The sequence below is a fragment of the Paenibacillus glycanilyticus genome (genome assembly GCF_030161375.1).
Lineage (GTDB): Bacteria > Bacillota > Bacilli > Paenibacillales > Paenibacillaceae > Pristimantibacillus > Pristimantibacillus glycanilyticus_B.
In genome coordinates, this window is the sequence record NZ_BSSQ01000008.1 from 65,811 (window position 1) to 83,300 (window position 17,490).

The 17,490-nt window shown below is 48.6% G+C and carries 13 protein-coding genes; all 13 read right to left on the minus strand.

Annotated features, from left to right (window positions below; all coding sequences use genetic code 11):
• Positions 1–22: 22 nt before the first annotated feature.
• A complete protein-coding gene (locus QQK89_RS09770; RefSeq protein ID WP_284238360.1) occupies positions 23–2,083 on the minus strand; it encodes an alpha-glucuronidase family glycosyl hydrolase in 2,061 nt (686 codons plus the stop codon).
• Between the two features lie 122 nt (positions 2,084–2,205).
• Positions 2,206–3,126 (minus strand): carbohydrate ABC transporter permease, encoded by a 921-nt coding sequence (locus tag QQK89_RS09775; RefSeq protein ID WP_284238361.1) that lies wholly within the window; start codon positions 3,124–3,126, stop codon positions 2,206–2,208.
• 39 nt (positions 3,127–3,165) lie between these two features.
• The gene (locus QQK89_RS09780) at positions 3,166–4,137 is read right to left on the minus strand and encodes an ABC transporter permease (protein WP_284238362.1); all 972 of its coding nucleotides are present in this window, start codon (positions 4,135–4,137) and stop codon (positions 3,166–3,168) included.
• 96 nt (positions 4,138–4,233) lie between these two features.
• A complete protein-coding gene (locus QQK89_RS09785) occupies positions 4,234–5,940 on the minus strand; it encodes an ABC transporter substrate-binding protein (RefSeq protein ID WP_284238363.1) in 1,707 nt (568 codons plus the stop codon).
• A 133-nt stretch (positions 5,941–6,073) separates the two neighbouring features.
• Positions 6,074–7,807 (minus strand): sensor histidine kinase, encoded by a 1,734-nt coding sequence (locus QQK89_RS09790; protein WP_284238364.1) that lies wholly within the window; start codon positions 7,805–7,807, stop codon positions 6,074–6,076.
• Between the two features lie 16 nt (positions 7,808–7,823).
• A complete protein-coding gene (locus QQK89_RS09795) occupies positions 7,824–9,395 on the minus strand; it encodes a response regulator (protein WP_284238365.1) in 1,572 nt (523 codons plus the stop codon).
• 286 nt (positions 9,396–9,681) lie between these two features.
• Positions 9,682–11,199: a leucyl aminopeptidase gene (locus QQK89_RS09800; protein ID WP_284238366.1), complete on the minus strand. Its 1,518-nt coding sequence runs from the start codon at positions 11,197–11,199 to the stop codon at positions 9,682–9,684.
• 76 nt (positions 11,200–11,275) lie between these two features.
• Positions 11,276–12,655 carry an ATP-binding protein gene (locus tag QQK89_RS09805; protein ID WP_284238510.1) on the minus strand — a complete coding sequence of 460 codons (1,380 nt, stop codon included), beginning with the start codon at positions 12,653–12,655 and terminating at the stop codon, positions 11,276–11,278.
• Between the two features lie 169 nt (positions 12,656–12,824).
• Positions 12,825–14,099: an anti-sigma factor domain-containing protein gene (locus tag QQK89_RS09810; RefSeq protein ID WP_284238367.1), complete on the minus strand. Its 1,275-nt coding sequence runs from the start codon at positions 14,097–14,099 to the stop codon at positions 12,825–12,827.
• Positions 14,096–14,890 carry an RNA polymerase sigma factor SigI gene (sigI, locus tag QQK89_RS09815; protein WP_284238368.1) on the minus strand — a complete coding sequence of 265 codons (795 nt, stop codon included), beginning with the start codon at positions 14,888–14,890 and terminating at the stop codon, positions 14,096–14,098. Before sigI ends, QQK89_RS09810 begins: the two co-directional genes overlap by 4 nt.
• Before the next feature lie 186 nt (positions 14,891–15,076).
• A complete protein-coding gene (locus QQK89_RS09820) occupies positions 15,077–15,493 on the minus strand; it encodes a hypothetical protein (RefSeq protein WP_284238369.1) in 417 nt (138 codons plus the stop codon).
• Positions 15,494–15,711: 218 nt separating this feature from the next.
• Positions 15,712–16,260: a peroxiredoxin gene (locus tag QQK89_RS09825; RefSeq protein WP_284238370.1), complete on the minus strand. Its 549-nt coding sequence runs from the start codon at positions 16,258–16,260 to the stop codon at positions 15,712–15,714.
• A gap of 147 nt (positions 16,261–16,407) precedes the next feature.
• Positions 16,408–17,487, minus strand: coding sequence for a 3-isopropylmalate dehydrogenase (gene leuB / locus QQK89_RS09830; protein WP_284238371.1), 1,080 nt, complete (start codon positions 17,485–17,487; stop codon positions 16,408–16,410).
• Positions 17,488–17,490: the final 3 nt, after the last annotated feature.

The following is a 17,490-nucleotide window of genomic DNA, read 5'->3' on the forward strand; positions in this document are numbered from 1 at the left end:
CCCGCACATCTCCTAACTCCAATTAATAGATAACCCGGTTATGCGCATCCGGAATGCCCGATTTACGGAAGAAATACGTATTGACGATATCTCGCCATGCCATCGCATTGTCCAGTTGCTTATTCAGTCGTGCCGCCACGTGACGGAAGCGGTCCACGCCTACAAGGCCTTCTAACTCTTGCCAGCGGCCGATCCAGTATTCCACCCGCTCCACGCCGGCGAAATGCGTATCGTAAATATGCTGAACCACCGTCTTGCCCGACTTCAACTCATGCGTGTAAGGAACATGGTGGAAAAACAAGAGCAGTTCATCCGGACAAGCCTCCAAGCTGTCATACACCTGGCTATTTGCCTGCATATATTGGCTGCTGTAGCCGGTTCCGGTCGCAACCGTACGGTCTACCCCAATCCCCTTATGATCGGCAAAATGATACGTTCCCCACTTGGAGTATTCATAGCCGTCTATATCCGGACCATAATGGTAATGCGGCGTAACCATCCAGCCAACGCCAAGCGGCGCCGTGTAGTTCTCATAGATCGACCAGGACTCGAGCAGGAAGTTGACGAGAATGTCCCGGACCTTCTCGTTGCCGCCAAACGTTTGAACCGCCCACTCGCCCGCAATCTCCTCCGATGACAGCTCCGGATTCCAGATGAGGCGGCCATAGCCGTATAGATTAGCCTGCGCCAGATGATGCCCGGTCCAATTCTCGTCATTGCCGATATTGCTAACGGCCGTTATTCCGCTATGCGTATAAGCATGAACATGACCTGCCGCTATTTCCTTGACGGTGCTGCCCGAGCCTTTGACATACGTGTCAAAGTTCAGCACTTCCTTCCACTGGGGAACAAGGAAACAAACATCCTTCTGCTGGCCGGTATATTCTTGGGCAATCTGGAATTCCATCATCTGGTTCGTATGCTCCATCGCGCCAAACAGCGGAGACACCGGCTCTCGGACCTGGAAGTCCATCGGACCGTTCTTGATCTGAAGGATGACATTATCCTTGAATCGTCCGTCCAGCGGCTTGAAGTGATCATAAGCAGCCCTTGCGCGGTCGGTGGAACGGTCTCGCCAATCCTGATGGCAGTTATAGACGAAGCAGCGCCACAAGACTAGACCGCCGTAAGGCTCCAATGCTTCAGCCAGCATGTTCGCTCCATCCGCATGGTCGCGGCCGTACGTAAACGGCCCGGGACGGTTCTCGGAATCGGCCTTGACAAGGAAGCCGCCAAAGTCCGGAATGTAGCGGTATACTTCAGCCGCTTTCTCTTTCCACCAAGTACGCACCTGCGGATCAAGCGGATCCGCCGTATCCAGGCCACCAATCTCAATCGTTCCCGCGTAGTTTACGCTGAGGAACAGCTTGATGCCGTATTCGCCGAATACTTCTGCAATGCGGGCAACATCCGGAAGAAGTTTCTCGGTAATGAGGTAAGTCTCTTCCCGATGAACGTTGACATTGTTGATCGCAATTCCGTTAATGCCGACGGAAGCCATTAGGCGGGCATAATCGCGGATCCGCTCGGAATCTGACAGCACGTTGTTATTCTCGTAAAAGATCGAACGTCCCGAGTAACCCCGCTCCACGCTGCCATCCATGTTATCCCAATGGTTAATCATGCGAAGGCTGTATGTCGGCGACTCCATCAAATGCAGCTGATCAATCGCGCTGCCGGACTGCATCAAGCGCAGCAGGTGAAAAGCTGCGTAAAGAACGGCTTTATCCGACTTGCCCGCCGCAACAATATAGGCCCGGTCCCTTTCGTGAACCGTCTTTAAGATATAACCCTCGCTAGACAAAGCTGCCGTATCGCCAGCCGCCGCATCTATCAAGCTTCCTCCGCCCAGCACGCCTAACACGATAAACCGCTGCCGCGAAGGTTCATGCTCCACCGTTGGCGCTGTTCCAAGCATTGAGCGAATGCCTCGCGACAACTCTTGTACGGCGGTTTTTAACACCCCGTCTACCGGCACCCCTGCCGGCAATACCATTTCGTTTGCCCAACTTGCATAGCTAGCCATGCTGTCGCCCGTCACCTGCTCATATCTCAGCCAAGCCGCGTATCCGTGATCTCCCATAACGTGTACATCCCTTCATCATAGATTTAACTCATCATTGGCAAAAAAGCGCGTCCGCCCGATTCCATAAGGAAAGCTAAGCGAACGCGTATTATTATTTGGAAGACGCGGGCAGCAAGCGATTATCCCTTTACGCCGCCTACCGTCATCCCTTTAACGAAATATTTCTGCAGGAACGGATACACCATAATAATCGGCAGACTCGCAATAATCGTCATCGTCGCGCGGATTGAAGTTGGCGTAACGGCCGTCACGCCGCTCTGACCCGCTGCAAACTGATCGCCTGCGTTCGTTGAAGACGCCGCCGTATTCGAAGTCTGCAAAATTTTCATCAACTCATATTGCAAAGTACTCAGGTTAAGATGAGAGGAGTTATACAAGAACACGTCAAACCAGGAATTCCATTGAGATACCGCCACGAACAGCGATACGGTCGCCAAAGCCGGAACCGTAAGCGGCAATACGATACGCATGAAGGTAATAAAGTCGCCGGCACCGTCGATTTTCGCCGATTCCATAATGCCGTCCGGCAATCCTTCGATGAAGGAGCGGATCACGATCATATTAAACACGCCGATGATCCCCGGGATAATATACACCCAGAACGAACCAATCATATGAAGCTCTTTAATCAGCAGGTAACCCGGAATAAGACCACCGCTGAAATACATCGTGAAGATCGCGACCAGCGTAACGAATTTGCGAAGCACAAACTCTTGGCGGCTGATCGTATACGCCAGCATTGCCGTACAGAACACGGAAAAGACCGTACCGATAATCGTGCGCAATGCCGAGATCAGCGTAGCGTGATAAATCGATGCTTCATTAAAGATGTAGCTGTAATTATCCCAAGTCCACATCCGTGGCCAGGCGTAAATCCCCCCTCGGATCGAATCATTGGCGTCATTAAACGATAACGCGAACATATTAAGAAAAGGATATAACGTCACCGTTACGATAAGCAGCATAAAAACTATATTAGTTGTGTCAAAAATCTTATCCGGAATAGAGCTGTACCTTGCTTTGGCCGAACTCTCTTTCATGTCGATAGCCTCCTTGCTTTGTCCAACTTTCGGTTCAATCTAGAACAGTCTGCTCTCGCCCAGCCGCTTCGCAATGGAGTTAGCCGACAAGAGGAAGATAAAGCTGACGACCGTTTTGAACATGCCGGCTGCGGTAGCCAAGGAGTAGTTGCCCATGTTCATGCCGTATTTCAACACAAATATATCAAGGTTCTCGGAATAGTCCACGGTCATCCCGTTGCCTAGCAAGTATTGCGGCTCAAATCCCGATTCCAAAATATTTCCGAGGTTCATGATCAACAGAATAACGATAACCGACTTCAGACCCGGCAAAGTAATGTGCAGGATTCTTTGCAACCGGTTTGCTCCGTCAATCTCTGCAGCTTCATATTGGGAAGGATCAATGGTTGTAATAGCCGCCAAATAAATAATCGTGTTCCAGCCTACGTTTTTCCATACTTCCGACGCGCCAAGAATACCCCAGAAGTAATTCCCTTTGCCTAACCACAAGATAGGCTGGTCAATAAGATGCATCTTCGTTAATAAAATATTGACGATTCCTTCAGGCGCCAGCGCCGAAGAAATAATGTTGGCCGCAACGACCCAGGAAATGAAATGCGGTAAGTAGCTGATCGTCTGAACGACCCGTTTGAACATGATTTGGCGAAGCTCATTTAGTAGAATGGCTAACACAATCGCCGTTACAAATCCTAATACGAGGTTGATGGAACTCATGACAACCGTATTTCTTAATACGCGATAGAAAGAATCATCGCTGAACAGGAAGTTGAAGTTTTTCCAGCCTACCCATTCCTGATCGAACAAATCTTTGGCAGGTCTGAACTTCTGAAAGGAGATGGTCCAGCCCCAGAGCGGTACGTACTTGAACAGGAATAGCCATAATACAAACGGTAACGACATGAACACAAGCACTTTTTGCTGCATTAATTTCTTGAAAAAGAGCTGCAGTCGCGATTCGCTTGCTTTGGGACTCCTGACAACAGTTGGTGTAACTTCTTGTATGTTCTCCACTAGCTCTTCCCCTCTCTAGCATCCTGCATGAATCCATAGATTCATAGATCGGAAGGCCGGAAGTCGCTTTCCGGCCCTCCGTCTACTTTTATTTGCTTACCACTTGCCCGCGATGCGGTCTTGAACGACTTTCGTTACGAACGTCTCATAATCTTTCACGCCGAGTTTGCCCATTTGGCCGACATAATCGTTCCAGATCGAATCAAATTCGCCTGGCTTGGCAAGAACGAGTTTCGGTACGAATTTCTTCTGCAAGTCGCCTGCTTTTTGCTGGAAGATCTGCTCAGGCGTGCCTTGTCCTTTGTTAATGCTCCATGCCGGGTACCAAGCGCGTTCATCCGGTTTGGAGAAGTATTCGGAGAACGTCTTAACGCCGTATGCATCAAGCAGCGCTTTGTCGCCGTCTGTGTAACCCGCATACGCTACTTCCGGCTGGTTGCCCACGCCGTAAGCGTTGCCGTCAGCAAGCACGGAGTTGTTGCCGTAACGCGGCCAGCTGTACTCGAAATACTGCCAACCGATCGAACGTTTTTTCTCCGGATCGTTACGGTCCGCAATTTGCTGAGCATCCATCACGTAACGGCCGTTTGCGTCCACCGTATAGTTCTGGTCTTTCACGCCCCATTGAACGAGAACTTGGTTCTCTTCTTTCAGCAGGTTGTCGAAGTATTTGATAATGCGAACCGGGTCTTTCGCTTTAACGGAGATCCCGATACCGCGGTTGTTAACGAAGCTAGGCGGATCTACGTATTGGTCTTTTGTATTCTCGTCGAATACGATTGGCAGCGGAGCGTAACGCTTCTCGTCGATGCCGGCTTTCTTCAGGTTGTTTGTCGCGTCGCCAACTTGCCAAGCGTAGTTGAAGTAACCGAGTACGCGGCCGGAAGTGAGCTTCGCAAGGAATTGGTCCTTGTTCGCCGTAAACGTCTCCGGATCAAACAACCCTTCCGCATTCACTTCGTTCAGCTTTTGCAGCCATTTTTTCTCTATATCCGTAGCTGCGTACGTTTTTGCTTCATGCGTGTTCATGTCGATGGTCACGTCGCCGTCATTCGGGTAACCCGCAAGGTGCATAGCCGGATTCGTAATCGAGAAGAAGCTGTCGGCAGGACCGGCAAGCGAAGCGAAGCCAATCGTGTCTTTGCCGTCTACTTGCGGATGTTTCTCTTGGTATTGCTTAATCAGATCGAAGTATTGGTCAAGCGTCTTAATCTTCGGATAACCTGCTTCCTTCAGAACGGAGCGCTGGACCCAGAATGCGCCTTGGCTGATGCCCGGATCGCCGATGTAGCCTTGGTTCGCGCCAAACGGCAAGAAGTACATTTTACCGTCTGCTTGTCTGAATTTATCAAAATAAGGACCGTATACGCGTTTGATGTTTGGACCGTATTTATCGATCAGATCATCAAGCGGAATAAAGGCGCCCGCGTCAAGCAGCTTGTCGATCTCGCCTTCCGGAACGATAACGTCCGGGTAGTCGCCGCTTGCGATCATAACGCCGGATTTCGTTTGCGGATCGCCGACGAGGAATTCCATTTTCCAATCTACGCCGGTCTGGGTTTGCAGCTCTTTACCGATGACGGTGTCGCTTGCCAAAGTATCCTTCTGGCTGCTGAAGCCGTAATACGAGAAAGTGACAGGTGTTTTGTCATCCGCTTCAGGAGAAGCGGAGCCATTGGCAGCCGCGTTGCCGTTATTGCCGGTGTTTGCATTGCCGTTATCGTTATTGCCGCCGCAGGCAGATGCCGTAACCGCTAACATGGCAGCAGCCAAGCTGACAGAGAGAAGCTTTTTGTTAACCATTTTCTTTGTGACCCCTTTCGTCATTTCAACGTGTATGTTGTAAGCACTTTCATCATAAAACGAATCCGAATTCTTGATTACCCCTCAAACTTTAGTTCGTACTTTGAAAAGCATAGTTCGCCTTTTCTGCCGATTATTGCCCATTCATGTCGAGAGGAAGGCGCAATTCGACCGTTGTTCCTAGGCCTTCTTCGCTGCGAATGTCAAATTCGAAGGAGTCTTTATAACATAATTTCAGTCTTGTATAGACGTTTTTCATTCCCACGTTATCGCCAATGGAGTCGTCCATCCGCAAGTAATTCAATAGCTCGCTTAGCTTGGCTTCGGACATTCCGATCCCGTTATCCGTCAGCCTGAACATCAGCTTGTTGCCCGTAATGCCCACGTGAATCTGAATTAGTCCAATACCCGGCGAGCTTTCAATTCCGTGTATGCTCGCATTTTCCACGAACGGCAGGAACGTCATCTTGGGAATCATTTGATCATACACGGCTTCTTCAATGGTCAACTGATATTGCAGCTTGTCGCCAAACCGGTATTTCTGAATTTCAAGGAAACATTCCGTCAGCTCAATCTCCTCGCGGATCGACACCCAGCTGCGCTTCCACGAAATCGACTTGCGGAAAATTTTCGCCATATAATGGATCGTTCGAGCCGTTTCCGTTTCCCCTTTCATCAAACTGCGCATGCGGATCGTCTCCAAGGAATTGAACAGAAAATGGGGATTAATCTGGCTGTGGAGAGCATGAAGCTGCGCCTGCCGCTGCCGAATCTCCATATCCTTCTTCTGGATATCCGCGAGATACACGTCGGTAATAAGGCTGTCAATCCGCTTGGTCATCCGGTTGAATTCGCCGGTCAACTGGCCGATTTCATCGCGGGCATCATCAAGGGGAATCGTCTCGAAATGCTGGTTTTTCACCTTTTTCATATGCTTCACGATTTGGACGAGCCGTTTGTTAATCGATCTGGAGAGCGCTGCAATGATCAAAGAAGGCAGCACAAAATTAATAAGCGCCAAATAAATGACGAAGGAGCCCGACTTTCTCACGTCATGCAGGAAACTTCTCTCGTTAATAACGCCATGCAGCGTCCAGCCGTTCAAATAATTGTTGTTGGTATATACCTTGTCGAAAGAAAGAGCGTTATGGGGCATTGGGAGCGCCTCTATGTTCAGGCCGTGTGAACGCCACTCTACGTTTGAGTCATTGGAATACAGGACGGTGCCGTCCGGCTGAACGAAATAGATTTGGCCCTCAAAGCCCGAATTGGCAAAAAGCTGCTTCACCGTCGCCATATTCAGGTCGATCTTAATGACGTTGTCATAACCGCTTCCCTTGATATAATTCAGCTTCTGAACAAGACTAAACGTCTCTCCGTCTTGAATAAACATCGGATAAGAGACATTCGTCTTCATAAACGCCCGGTACCAAACGGATTGTTTAACGGAGTCGGCAATAGGCATGATTGGCCCGGAGGATAACACGGTCGGATTATCGGTATATATAACCGTGGAACTGGTCGTTTTGTAAGCTTGCTCGGATTTGTTAAACACGCTTCGGATGTTGTTAAACGCTTCGACGTATTCAATTTGGGATTCGTATCTTTTGTCCAGCAGCTGATTAAGAAGGGGGTCAATGTAATATAAGTACGAGATTCCCGCCGCTTCATCAATGACAGCACGAAGCTCGCCCTGAAGTTTCTCCAGGGCGATGTCTGCGTCATGCGATTTTTGGTTTTTAATATTATTGGTCGTTACGTTATAGAAAACTATATTGGTCAGAACAATCGGTACAAATACGCAAAAGATATACATCAAGAGCAGCTTGTCCCGCAGTTTAAGATGATTCCAATGAAATTTGCCCACTTCAATCTCCACCCGTTTATTTTTTGCCCAGCAGCTTGTTGCGGTAATCGCTTGGGGTCACTTTCTCCAGCTTTTCAAATTGGGTCACAAAATAATCGGCGTTCTGAAAGCCTACTTTCTCGGCGATTTCATACATGCGGAGATCGGTTTGGCGAAGCAGCTTTTTGGCCTCCCCGATACGGATCTGCAGAAGAAAATCATTGAAGTAGACACCGTAGGTTTTACGGAACAGCTGTCCCAAATAGACGGAATTCATATAGAACTTGCCGGCTATGCTCTTCAGGCTAATATTCTCCGTATAATTCGCTTCAATGTATTTCTTAATCCGCTCGATGCCGCCCTTTGACTGTTCGCCTCTGAGCTCGGCCAAATAGGCTGCCGCTTCATGCAGAAAGCTCTTGAACAAGCTCTTCAAATCCTGAAGCCTGCTGCTATTGCTCTGCCAATCGATCATAGAAGGAAGCATTCGGAGGCGATTCTCGTCTCCCTCCATCTTCCGGATAATATTGATAATGCCGATAACAAACCGTGTAATCGTATTGGCGACGGCATTTGGCGCGAATCTTTGCTCCACGAATTGGCGGAATAAGAGCTCGATATCCTGCTCATATAAATCCGTCTGATTTTCTTCCAATCTCTCCAAAAGTCGGCTGTACAACTCCGTATCCACGTCGAAATAATACAAGGGAGTACCCGATACCCGGCTCGCGTAAATAACGGGAACGCCATTCTCCGCGTACTTGTATGACAATGCCTCATTCGCTGACCGATAGGAAACAGGCATATCGGCAAGACGCTCCACCGTCTTGCCGATATATAACGTGACTTGCCGCGCAACAGCTTTAGTTAGAATCCCATGCAAGCTGGCAAACGCGGATTCGGGACGCCCCTCCGGCGAGATAAATTGCCGCTGGTCAATAAGCAGTCCAAATAAACCGTTTGCCTGCTCGTATAGGGGTATTTTGCATCCCGGCGTTGCCGCGTTTAATTGTACGATTGCCGCTAGCTCCTTGCCTTGCATCTCGCTTTTGCCCGAATGCAAAGCATCGGCATGAATCTCTACCAGCACGTAGTTGAAGCTTGAATACTCCGGCAGCTGAAGAGCGGCACATAACGCACTGTTATCGGCTTCCGAGAACTGTCCTTGAACAAGCGTTTCCACGATCGAATCCGTTACGGCGCTGTCCCCCGCAATGGTGGTCAGCTTTTTTAATCCAAGCGTTCCGGAAAGCGCCTTCAACGTTGTCTCTAATTCCGTCTCGTCGATTGGCTTTAAGATGTAGTCATGGACCCCATACCGAAGCGCGCGTTGCGCATATTCGAAATCATGATAACCGCTGACAATGATAAACGTAGGGCTATACGCGGCTTCTTCGGTAACTTTCCGAATCAACTCCAGACCGTCCAGCACGGGCATCCGGATATCCGCAATAACCAAATCCGGTTCAAGCTGCTTTATTTTTTCAAGGGCCTCCTGGCCGTTACCCGCTTCATCGCAAATTTCGTAACCAAGAGACGCCCAATCTATTAAATTCATTAATCCTTTGCGCACAAATATTTCATCATCCACCAGCAACACCTTGTACATCAGCAAAGCCCCCTGCCATTTGAATCTATTCCGGACTGCTACCTCATTATAAAATGATTCCCCCGCCAAAACATCCCGCTTCGATTACTTGTTATTCTCTTATTGTTGGGTAGTTTAACGGTTTGCCATTTACTTGAAAGCGATTACAAACAAAATTATACGGCTGTTAACCCGCTATAAATACCTAGAAACTATAGAACTTTCTTTGTGAATTAAAGCAAAAAAAAGCTAGCTATGACGGCCTGAGTGTCAGCCGTTCATAACTAGCTGTATCGCCTAAATCACTTTACCCCTCGTTTTTGGCAACCAACTCAACGAGTGTGCGAACCATGACGCCTGTTGCCCCTTTTGGTTCAAGAAGACGGCTTTTATCCAAGAACGCAGTGCCGGCAATATCCAGATGAACCCATGGCAGATCCTCGGCAAATGCGCCAATAAACAAGCCGCCCGTCGTTGCGCCCGCATATCGTCCGCCGCTGTTTTTCAGATCAGCCGCATCGCTGCGGATTTGCTTTTTATATTCCGGGAACGAAGGCAACTGCCAGATCCGCTCGCCTGCGCGCGAAGCTGCCTCGGATACCTGCTGCATCAACCCGTCGTTATTCGTAATCGCGCCCGTCGCTTCCGTACCAAGCGCAACCATGACAGCTCCGGTTAACGTAGCTACGTCGACCAGCTGCGTAGCGCCCCGGCGAATAGCCGTTGTCAGACCGTCCGCCAGGACAAGCCGCCCTTCGGCATCGGTATTGACGACTTCAACCGTTAAGCCGTTCATCATCTTAATGACGTCACCCGGCTTAAATGCTTGAGCGGAAGGCATGTTTTCCGCAGTCGGAATAACGGCAATCACGTTTACTTCCGGCTTAAGTTCGCCGATAATGCGCATAGCTCCAAGAACGGCTGCCGCTCCGCCCATGTCGGAAATCATTTCCTCCATGCCCGGCCCTTTTTTCAAAGAGATGCCGCCCGTATCGAAGGTAATGCCTTTGCCAATCAATCCCCAGGCCTCTTCCTGATCCGGAGCCCCTTTATAATGAATAACGATCATTCTTGGCGCATGAACGCTGCCTTGGCCAACGGCCAGCAAACCGCCCATACCTTGCTCAATAGCCGCCCACTCATCCAACACTTCAATATCCAGATCCCATTCGCGGGCAAGCTCTTCCGCATGAGCGGCGAGCGATTCCGGAACTAGCTGATTGCCCGGCAGATTGGTCAAGTCACGCGCTAGCTTAACGCCTTCCGCATACAGTCTGCCCTGCTCGGTGCCAGCCTTCCACTGTTCCGCCATATCGGAAGGAACAACCGCGCCTGCCGCAGGCACAAAAGATACATTGGACAAAGCATAACGCTGTTTCGGCTGGCGAAGTTCAGGCATGCGGTCATATACAGCGAGGGAAAGACCTTCAACCAGTGCCTGCGCAGCTTGCGTTAACGTATAGTCAGCAGAAGCGATGATCGATTCCGGCAAGCGAATTTGCGCGGTTTGCGCTTTAATCCGCTTCAGCGCATTCGCAGCGGCCGCGGCTGCAAAGCGAATGCCATGTATGCCGGCTTTGTCGTCATATCCCGCAAAAATAACATGGGAAGCCGAATGGAGACCAAGCGTAGATAACGTCTCCGTTTGTTCCGGATCTGCCTTAAACAGTCCTTTGGCATACAGTCCGCGAACGGCTTCATCTATTTGCGGCTGCACCCACTCAGCCATGTTCCCTGCCTTAAGTTCCGCATTGCTAATCAGCCTTACGATTGCATCAGCCGATCCCGCTGCTTCCGCCGGTTCATATGTAAAATGTGTTTGCATAAAATAAATTCCTCTCTCTCAATGACAAAATCGGGGACCGCTTGAATCTTTAGCGATCTAACCCGATTCTAATCGTTTATTCTGCTAATGGCAAATAGATGAGGAACGAACTTCCGCTTCCTTCCGTGCTGTCCACCCGGATCGATCCGCCATGATTGCGAATAATCCGATAGCTTACGGACAAGCCAAGTCCGGTTCCCGCTTCCTTTGTTGTGAAGAAGGGGTCAAACAAACGGGCGAGTGTCGCTTTGTCCATCCCTTTGCCATTGTCTTTTAATGTAATTTCCGCGAATTGTCCATCGGAACGCACAACGAGGTCAATTCGGCCTCTGCGTGCCTCCTGCAGCGATTCAATCGCATCGATCGAGTTTTTCACAATGTTTAGAACAACTTGCTTGATTTGCTTCACATCGATCGAAACCATAAGATCTTGATCATCCCCGTAGGTTTCCAGCTGAATGTCGCAATTGCGCATCAACGCTTCGCTTTCCGTGAGCAAAATAACCTCTTGAACCAACCGGTTGATCGAAACCGACTTTTTCATAGGAGCCGAAGGTTTGGATGAATTTAAAAATTCAAAAATAATATCGTTCGCGCGGTCAATCTCCGTCAAAATAATTCTGGCATATTCTTCTTTGCCAAGCTGCATCAAATAAGGCCTCAGCAACTGAATAAAGCCGCGAATGGAAGTAAGCGGATTGCGGATCTCATGCGCGATCGCCGCTGCGATTCGGCCTAACATCGCGAGCTTGTCGTTCTGCAAAGCCGTCTGTTCAATCTGCTTGTACTCGGATACATCCTTGACGCTCACAAGAAAATCGCCGTTCATTTGGTCTCCGTATGTAAAATTCACGAGTAAATGCCTACCGTCTTTATCCTGAAACTCATAGTAAACATTGCGTTTAAGATTCATTTCTTTGTATAACCGCAAAATGACGCGTCTCGTAGAACGCTTAAGCAACGGATGCAGCAAAATCTCGCGCAGATTGCAACCAACTAACGTTTTGCGCGGAATATCTAGAAGCTTAGCCATCCGGACATTAATGAAAGACAGAATCCCATCGCTGTCGAATAGAGCAATCCCGCTGTCCATATGCTGGAGAACATTCTCATATTTATGTTTGACCATCTCAAAGGACTGGTTGGATAGAAAAAGTCTCTCCCGCATATCTGAAAACTTCTGCTCTGCCGATTCAACAGGAACTTCATTAAGCCGATACGCGACCATTACTTCTATTAGAAACATAAAAGATTGATTATACAGTTTTACCGCTTCTTCGGATTCCACATTGGCGGCCAAATATTGAATGCTTTCTTCGTGAACAGCAATAATCTCCTCAGGGTTGAAGCTTTGCATGTCTTTACCGAGTTCGGATGCTTTATAGAGGGACTGCTCCTCGCCGCCACGAATATATTCGGCAAGCGCCGGGAAATAGCGCTTTCTAATGGAATGCATCATCAACCCTCCCGGCCACATCTATAGAGAACATGTAACAGCATAACATATCTCTATTATCATAGGTTTTATTACCAATAGATGTCAATCGGAGACTTTGTCGAAAGTTGAGAGGCATTCCCTTTTTAAAAACGACTTTTTTCCCGTGCCTATCGTCCTATCTCTGTCTTTAATGATTCCGATTGCTTTCCCACTTATTCCGATTACTATTTCCCCGATCGTGGTTCCGTTCGTTATCCCGCTCGGTTTTCCAAGTCCAGCTCTCCAGCTTGTTAGCGTTTTTTGAGCTATTATTTTTGCCGGAGTTGTTTTTTTTGCCATTATCGTCGTCGGATTCCGAGTTGCTCCAGCGGTCATTTCTATTATTAGACCAATCCCCGTTCCGCTTCTTATCATCATCCTTGCCAGATGGCTTGGTTGGTGAAATCGGCTTCACGGGGCGATTAGGTTTATTGGCTGATTGGTTTCGATCCTTCGACCAGATCGGTTTCTCCGATGGACTTGGTCTTAACGGACGCGGCGGATTCGTTTCTTTTGCCGGGTTCGCTTTGACAGCGTTTTTATTTGGAACCGTTGTTGCTGTTGCCGTTGCGGTTTTGTCGGCAGCCGGAGTGGCTGTGGCTTGTTTTTTGCTTTTCTTTTCTTTGGCAACAAGCTCTTTCAGCTTTTCTTTGCTAGCGCCTTGCTCGACAATTTTTTTAACGCCGCCGGCTTTTTCAGTTACCTCTGCAATCGACTGGGCTTTTAACTGCTCCAGCTCGATCTCGTATCCTTCGTCTTTGGCCATTAAGTAGACGGCCATCTTGCCGGACGAGATTCCGTTTGCCTTCGCTTCGTCCCGAACCTCGGTCGGCACGGACAGCACCGTAACGTTTGCTTCTTTTGTCGAATCAATCTGCTTGATGGTATCTTTCACTTTTTGATCAACCGCGCCGGCTACCGTTTGTTCAAGATCATCGGCATTGTTTAGAGCGAGGCTCGTAATTACGATATCCTTATCCGGTTTGTCCAAGTAATGCTCTGATGCAACGGTGCTCATTATGGAAGCAGCCACTGTCTCAAGAGGTTTTCCTTTATAGTCCAGCTTGCTTACGATTGCCTGTCCGTCGCCGTTTAGACCTTTAAGCTCCTGCACGCGCTGCTGTTTATCCACGCCAAGCTCGATGCTTGGATTAATGTCGAGACTCACGTAAGCGACTACGGGATGCGCTTCAGCAGTAGTGAGGTAAAAGAAAGGAAGGAAGAACAGCAAGACCGCTGCCGCTGCACCTGAATACCAATAGACCTGTTTCGGCTTGCGCTTAGGCGCCGAGGTCTCTGCCGGAATCGTTGTTTCTTCACCGATTCGCATATGGGACTGTTGCGGGATTGAAATGAATTGGCCATCCGCCGTCATAACAACAGCTTTTTTGTTGTCTAAAGAGAGAATAATCCCTCGTTTCATAATCCCGCCTCCTTCCCTGGCATTGGTATAGATATATTTAAGTAATCGTATAAGTAAGGATATGTACCGTTCACAATAAGAGATATGGCAATAATGTATTTACGGTTTCGTTCCACCGTTTTCCTGGAAACGCCGCATAGCTCCGTCAACTCTTTGACCGGCAACTTGCCCGATACATACAGTTGTGCGAACAACTCGCGCTGCCCGGCTAGCGTTTGGGCAATTCGCTGCAGCAACTGGCGGGAATCGGCATGCTTAGGCGAACATTCCGCCAGCTCCATGAATGAAATCTGGAACTGCTGAAGTTCCTTGGAAAATTCCTCGATCTCAAGCCGTCTGTCATCGCCATCCTGCTTAAGCTGATAGGCGTTCATAGCCATCTTCGTATCAATCGGATTATAAGTCTGTTCCTCTTCGTCCTGCTGGTCAAATGCCGTATACGGCACCGTCTTTAGATGACGCTGCTCCTTGCGCACGTAATCAATCAACCTGCGGCGCATAACCGTCTCCGCGAAACTAAGGAAAGATCTGCCCGATTCCGGAGAGAATTGCGTAATGGCCTCATTAAAAGCCGTCAACGCTACGCTAAACTCATCATCTCTAGTCGGGTCCACATAACGCTTGCTGAAGCCGCTGGTAACCTTGGCCACATAGGGCTTGTAATCGGCAATAAACTTCTCTCTCAGCTGTTCATCGCCTTCTTGAATTTGTTTAATGATTTGTTCAGGAGCTATTCTTTCATCATGCGCAGCTTGTGCGGCGGTTTTTCTCCGCAAAAACCGTTTGAACATGAAGATTATCCTCCTCTCTGTATAAGTTTCGATAGTGTGGTTTCTTTTTTAGGGGGTTCCATCTTAGCAAATGTTAGAAATATGAGAAAAAAGATGAGAAACTATCAGACAGCCGTCTGCTACAATCCATTTACTATAAAAAAAGCCCCCGGCTCCGGAGGCTTAACTTTGATAAATCCATAAAAGTTAAACAGAAGTTCGTCGCTGCCGTAGTTTATTCCGTCTTCCGCTTAACATGCCAAGACGCGTCTTTAGCTCATTTTCCCATGCCTCATCGCCAATTTGCTTTGCAAAGCTTAACAAATCAAGCGACATATCGATTTGGCTAAGAACAACATCCATAGGTTCCTCATTTTCGTTATTCACGCAGTTCTCATATAACGCTTTGCCTTCCTGTTCCACGTAATCCGTGAAATCAACCTCGGCAGCGCCATCCCCATGCGCATATTCAGCCAAAATTTCATATTCATTCTCGATCAAATAATGTATCTCTACTCGGTGGCAGACGGGACAAAACAAAATCGGTACATTATGAATATGGGTACGCATATGCTTCAAAGTGCCTTTCGTTCCGATCATACTCGCTCCACAACAAAAGCTCATCGGGCGACAACCTCCTAAACGATAATTCTCACTTCGTAAGGATTAACTTCATTCGCGCATGCTTACTTCTCAACTTATTCGCTTCTCTATTTCAAAATTCCTGCTTTACAAGCATAATCCGGCTGCTTTCTACATGCAAACCAGGATTTACCTCCTATTTACACAAAAAAAAGATCCCGTATCGCAAATGCGATACGGGATCTTTAGCAGGTAAAACCTTATTTCGCAACCAGATGTTGTTGACCTGGTTTCCAGTTCATTGGGCACAGACCGCCGGATTGCAGAGCTTGCAATACGCGGAGAGTCTCGTCAACGCTACGGCCAACGTCGTTATGGTTAACGACTTGGTATTTCACTTCGCCTTCTGGATCGATGATGTAAAGGCCGCGCAGTGCAACGCCTTCTTCTTCGATCAGGACGCCGTAGTCACGAGCAACGCTCTTCGTGATGTCAGCAGCGAGCGGGAAGCTCAATTGGCCAAGGCCATTGTCGTTAACTGGCGTGTTGATCCAAGCACGGTGGCTGTGCTTGCTGTCAACGGATACGCCAAGAACTTCTGTATTCAGGGCTTTGAATTGCTCGGAAGCAAGGCTCAAAGCTGTAATTTCAGTTGGGCAAACAAATGTGAAGTCGAGAGGATAGAAGAACAATACCAGCCATTTACCTTTGTAATCAGCAAGGGATGCTGTTCCGAAATCTTTACCGTCACCTGTTGCTGTTTCCATTGTGAAATCTGGAGCCGGACGGCCTACCAAACGCTCTGCCATAATACAATTCCTCCTTAACCTATCCAACATATTTATAGTTAATGTCACTACTAAGCTGTGACTTACTTATAGAATAGTAACACCAGCCTATAATAAAGTCAATATTAGAATCGGTATTAATTTATAATTATTATAAACAAGGAATGATTAACGATTCATTGCGGCAACGATCAGATCGCCCATTGCCGTTGTACCGATTGCCGTGCTCTTGTCAACGGCGATATCGCCTGTGCGATGACCGGCATCAAGGACGTTTTTAACCGCATCTTCAATAACTTGAGCCGCTTCATGATAGCCGAATGTGAGGCGGAACATAAGAGCAACGGACAGAACCGTAGCAATTGGGTTCGAGATGCCTTGTCCGGCAATGTCAGGAGCGGAACCGTGTACCGGCTCGTATAGGCCAAAGCTGCCTTCGCCAAGGGAAGCGGAGGAGAGCATGCCGATCGAACCTGTCAGCATAGCTGCTTCGTCGCTTAGAATGTCGCCGAACATGTTTTCCGTTACGATAACGTCAAAGCTGGATGGACGGCGGAGCAATTGCATCGCGCAGTTGTCTACGAGTACATGCTCGAGTTCAACTTCCGGATATTCCGGAGCGATCCGGTTAACCACTTCGCGCCACAGACGGGAAGTTTCAAGAACGTTTGCTTTATCAACGGAAGCCAGACGTTTGCTGCGAGTCATCGCAATGTCGAAAGCTTGGCGAACGATACGTTCAACCTCTTGCACGTTGTACACGCAAGTATCCACCGCTTCTTCGCCGTTTGCGCCTTCGCGACGGAACTTCTCGCCGAAGTAGATGCCGCCAGTCAGCTCGCGCACAACGATCAGGTCAGTGCCTTCAAGAACTTCAGGCTTCAGAGTGGATGCTTCTTTCAGGCAGTCGAATACGTTTGCCGGGCGGATGTTCGAGAACAAGCCCAATGCTTTACGGATGCCGAGAAGACCTGTTTCCGGACGAAGCTCTTTCGAGTTGTTGTCCCATTTCGGACCGCCTACAGCACCAAGCAATACGGCGTCGGCTTTCTTACAAATATCAAGCGTCTCTTGCGGAAGCGGCGTGCCTTTCTCGTCGATTGCGATGCCGCCGAACAGACCATGTTCGAATTCAAATTGGTAACCGAAGAGCTCCTCGGTTTTTTTCATAACTTTAAGCGCCTCGCCAACAACCTCTGGACCGATACCGTCGCCGGCGATGACAGCGATTTTTTTCACTTCTGACATAAC

Excerpts from the sequence above, each read along its gene's own strand:
- leuB (WP_284238371.1), bottom strand. The coding sequence starts at position 17,487 with ATGTCAGAAGTGAAAAAAATCGCTGTCATCGCCGGCGACGGTATCGGT.
- sigI (WP_284238368.1), bottom strand. The coding sequence starts at position 14,890 with ATGTTCAAACGGTTTTTGCGGAGAAAAACCGCCGCACAAGCTGCGCAT.
- QQK89_RS09785 (WP_284238363.1), bottom strand. The coding sequence starts at position 5,940 with ATGGTTAACAAAAAGCTTCTCTCTGTCAGCTTGGCTGCTGCCATGTTA.
- QQK89_RS09820 (WP_284238369.1), bottom strand. The coding sequence starts at position 15,493 with ATGAGCTTTTGTTGTGGAGCGAGTATGATCGGAACGAAAGGCACTTTG.
- QQK89_RS09810 (WP_284238367.1), bottom strand. The coding sequence starts at position 14,099 with ATGAAACGAGGGATTATTCTCTCTTTAGACAACAAAAAAGCTGTTGTT.
- QQK89_RS09800 (WP_284238366.1), bottom strand. The coding sequence starts at position 11,199 with ATGCAAACACATTTTACATATGAACCGGCGGAAGCAGCGGGATCGGCT.
- QQK89_RS09795 (WP_284238365.1), bottom strand. The coding sequence starts at position 9,395 with ATGTACAAGGTGTTGCTGGTGGATGATGAAATATTTGTGCGCAAAGGA.
- QQK89_RS09805 (WP_284238510.1), bottom strand. The coding sequence starts at position 12,655 with ATGCATTCCATTAGAAAGCGCTATTTCCCGGCGCTTGCCGAATATATT.
- QQK89_RS09775 (WP_284238361.1), bottom strand. The coding sequence starts at position 3,126 with ATGAAAGAGAGTTCGGCCAAAGCAAGGTACAGCTCTATTCCGGATAAG.
- QQK89_RS09825 (WP_284238370.1), bottom strand. The coding sequence starts at position 16,260 with ATGGCAGAGCGTTTGGTAGGCCGTCCGGCTCCAGATTTCACAATGGAA.
- QQK89_RS09770 (WP_284238360.1), bottom strand. The coding sequence starts at position 2,083 with ATGGGAGATCACGGATACGCGGCTTGGCTGAGATATGAGCAGGTGACG.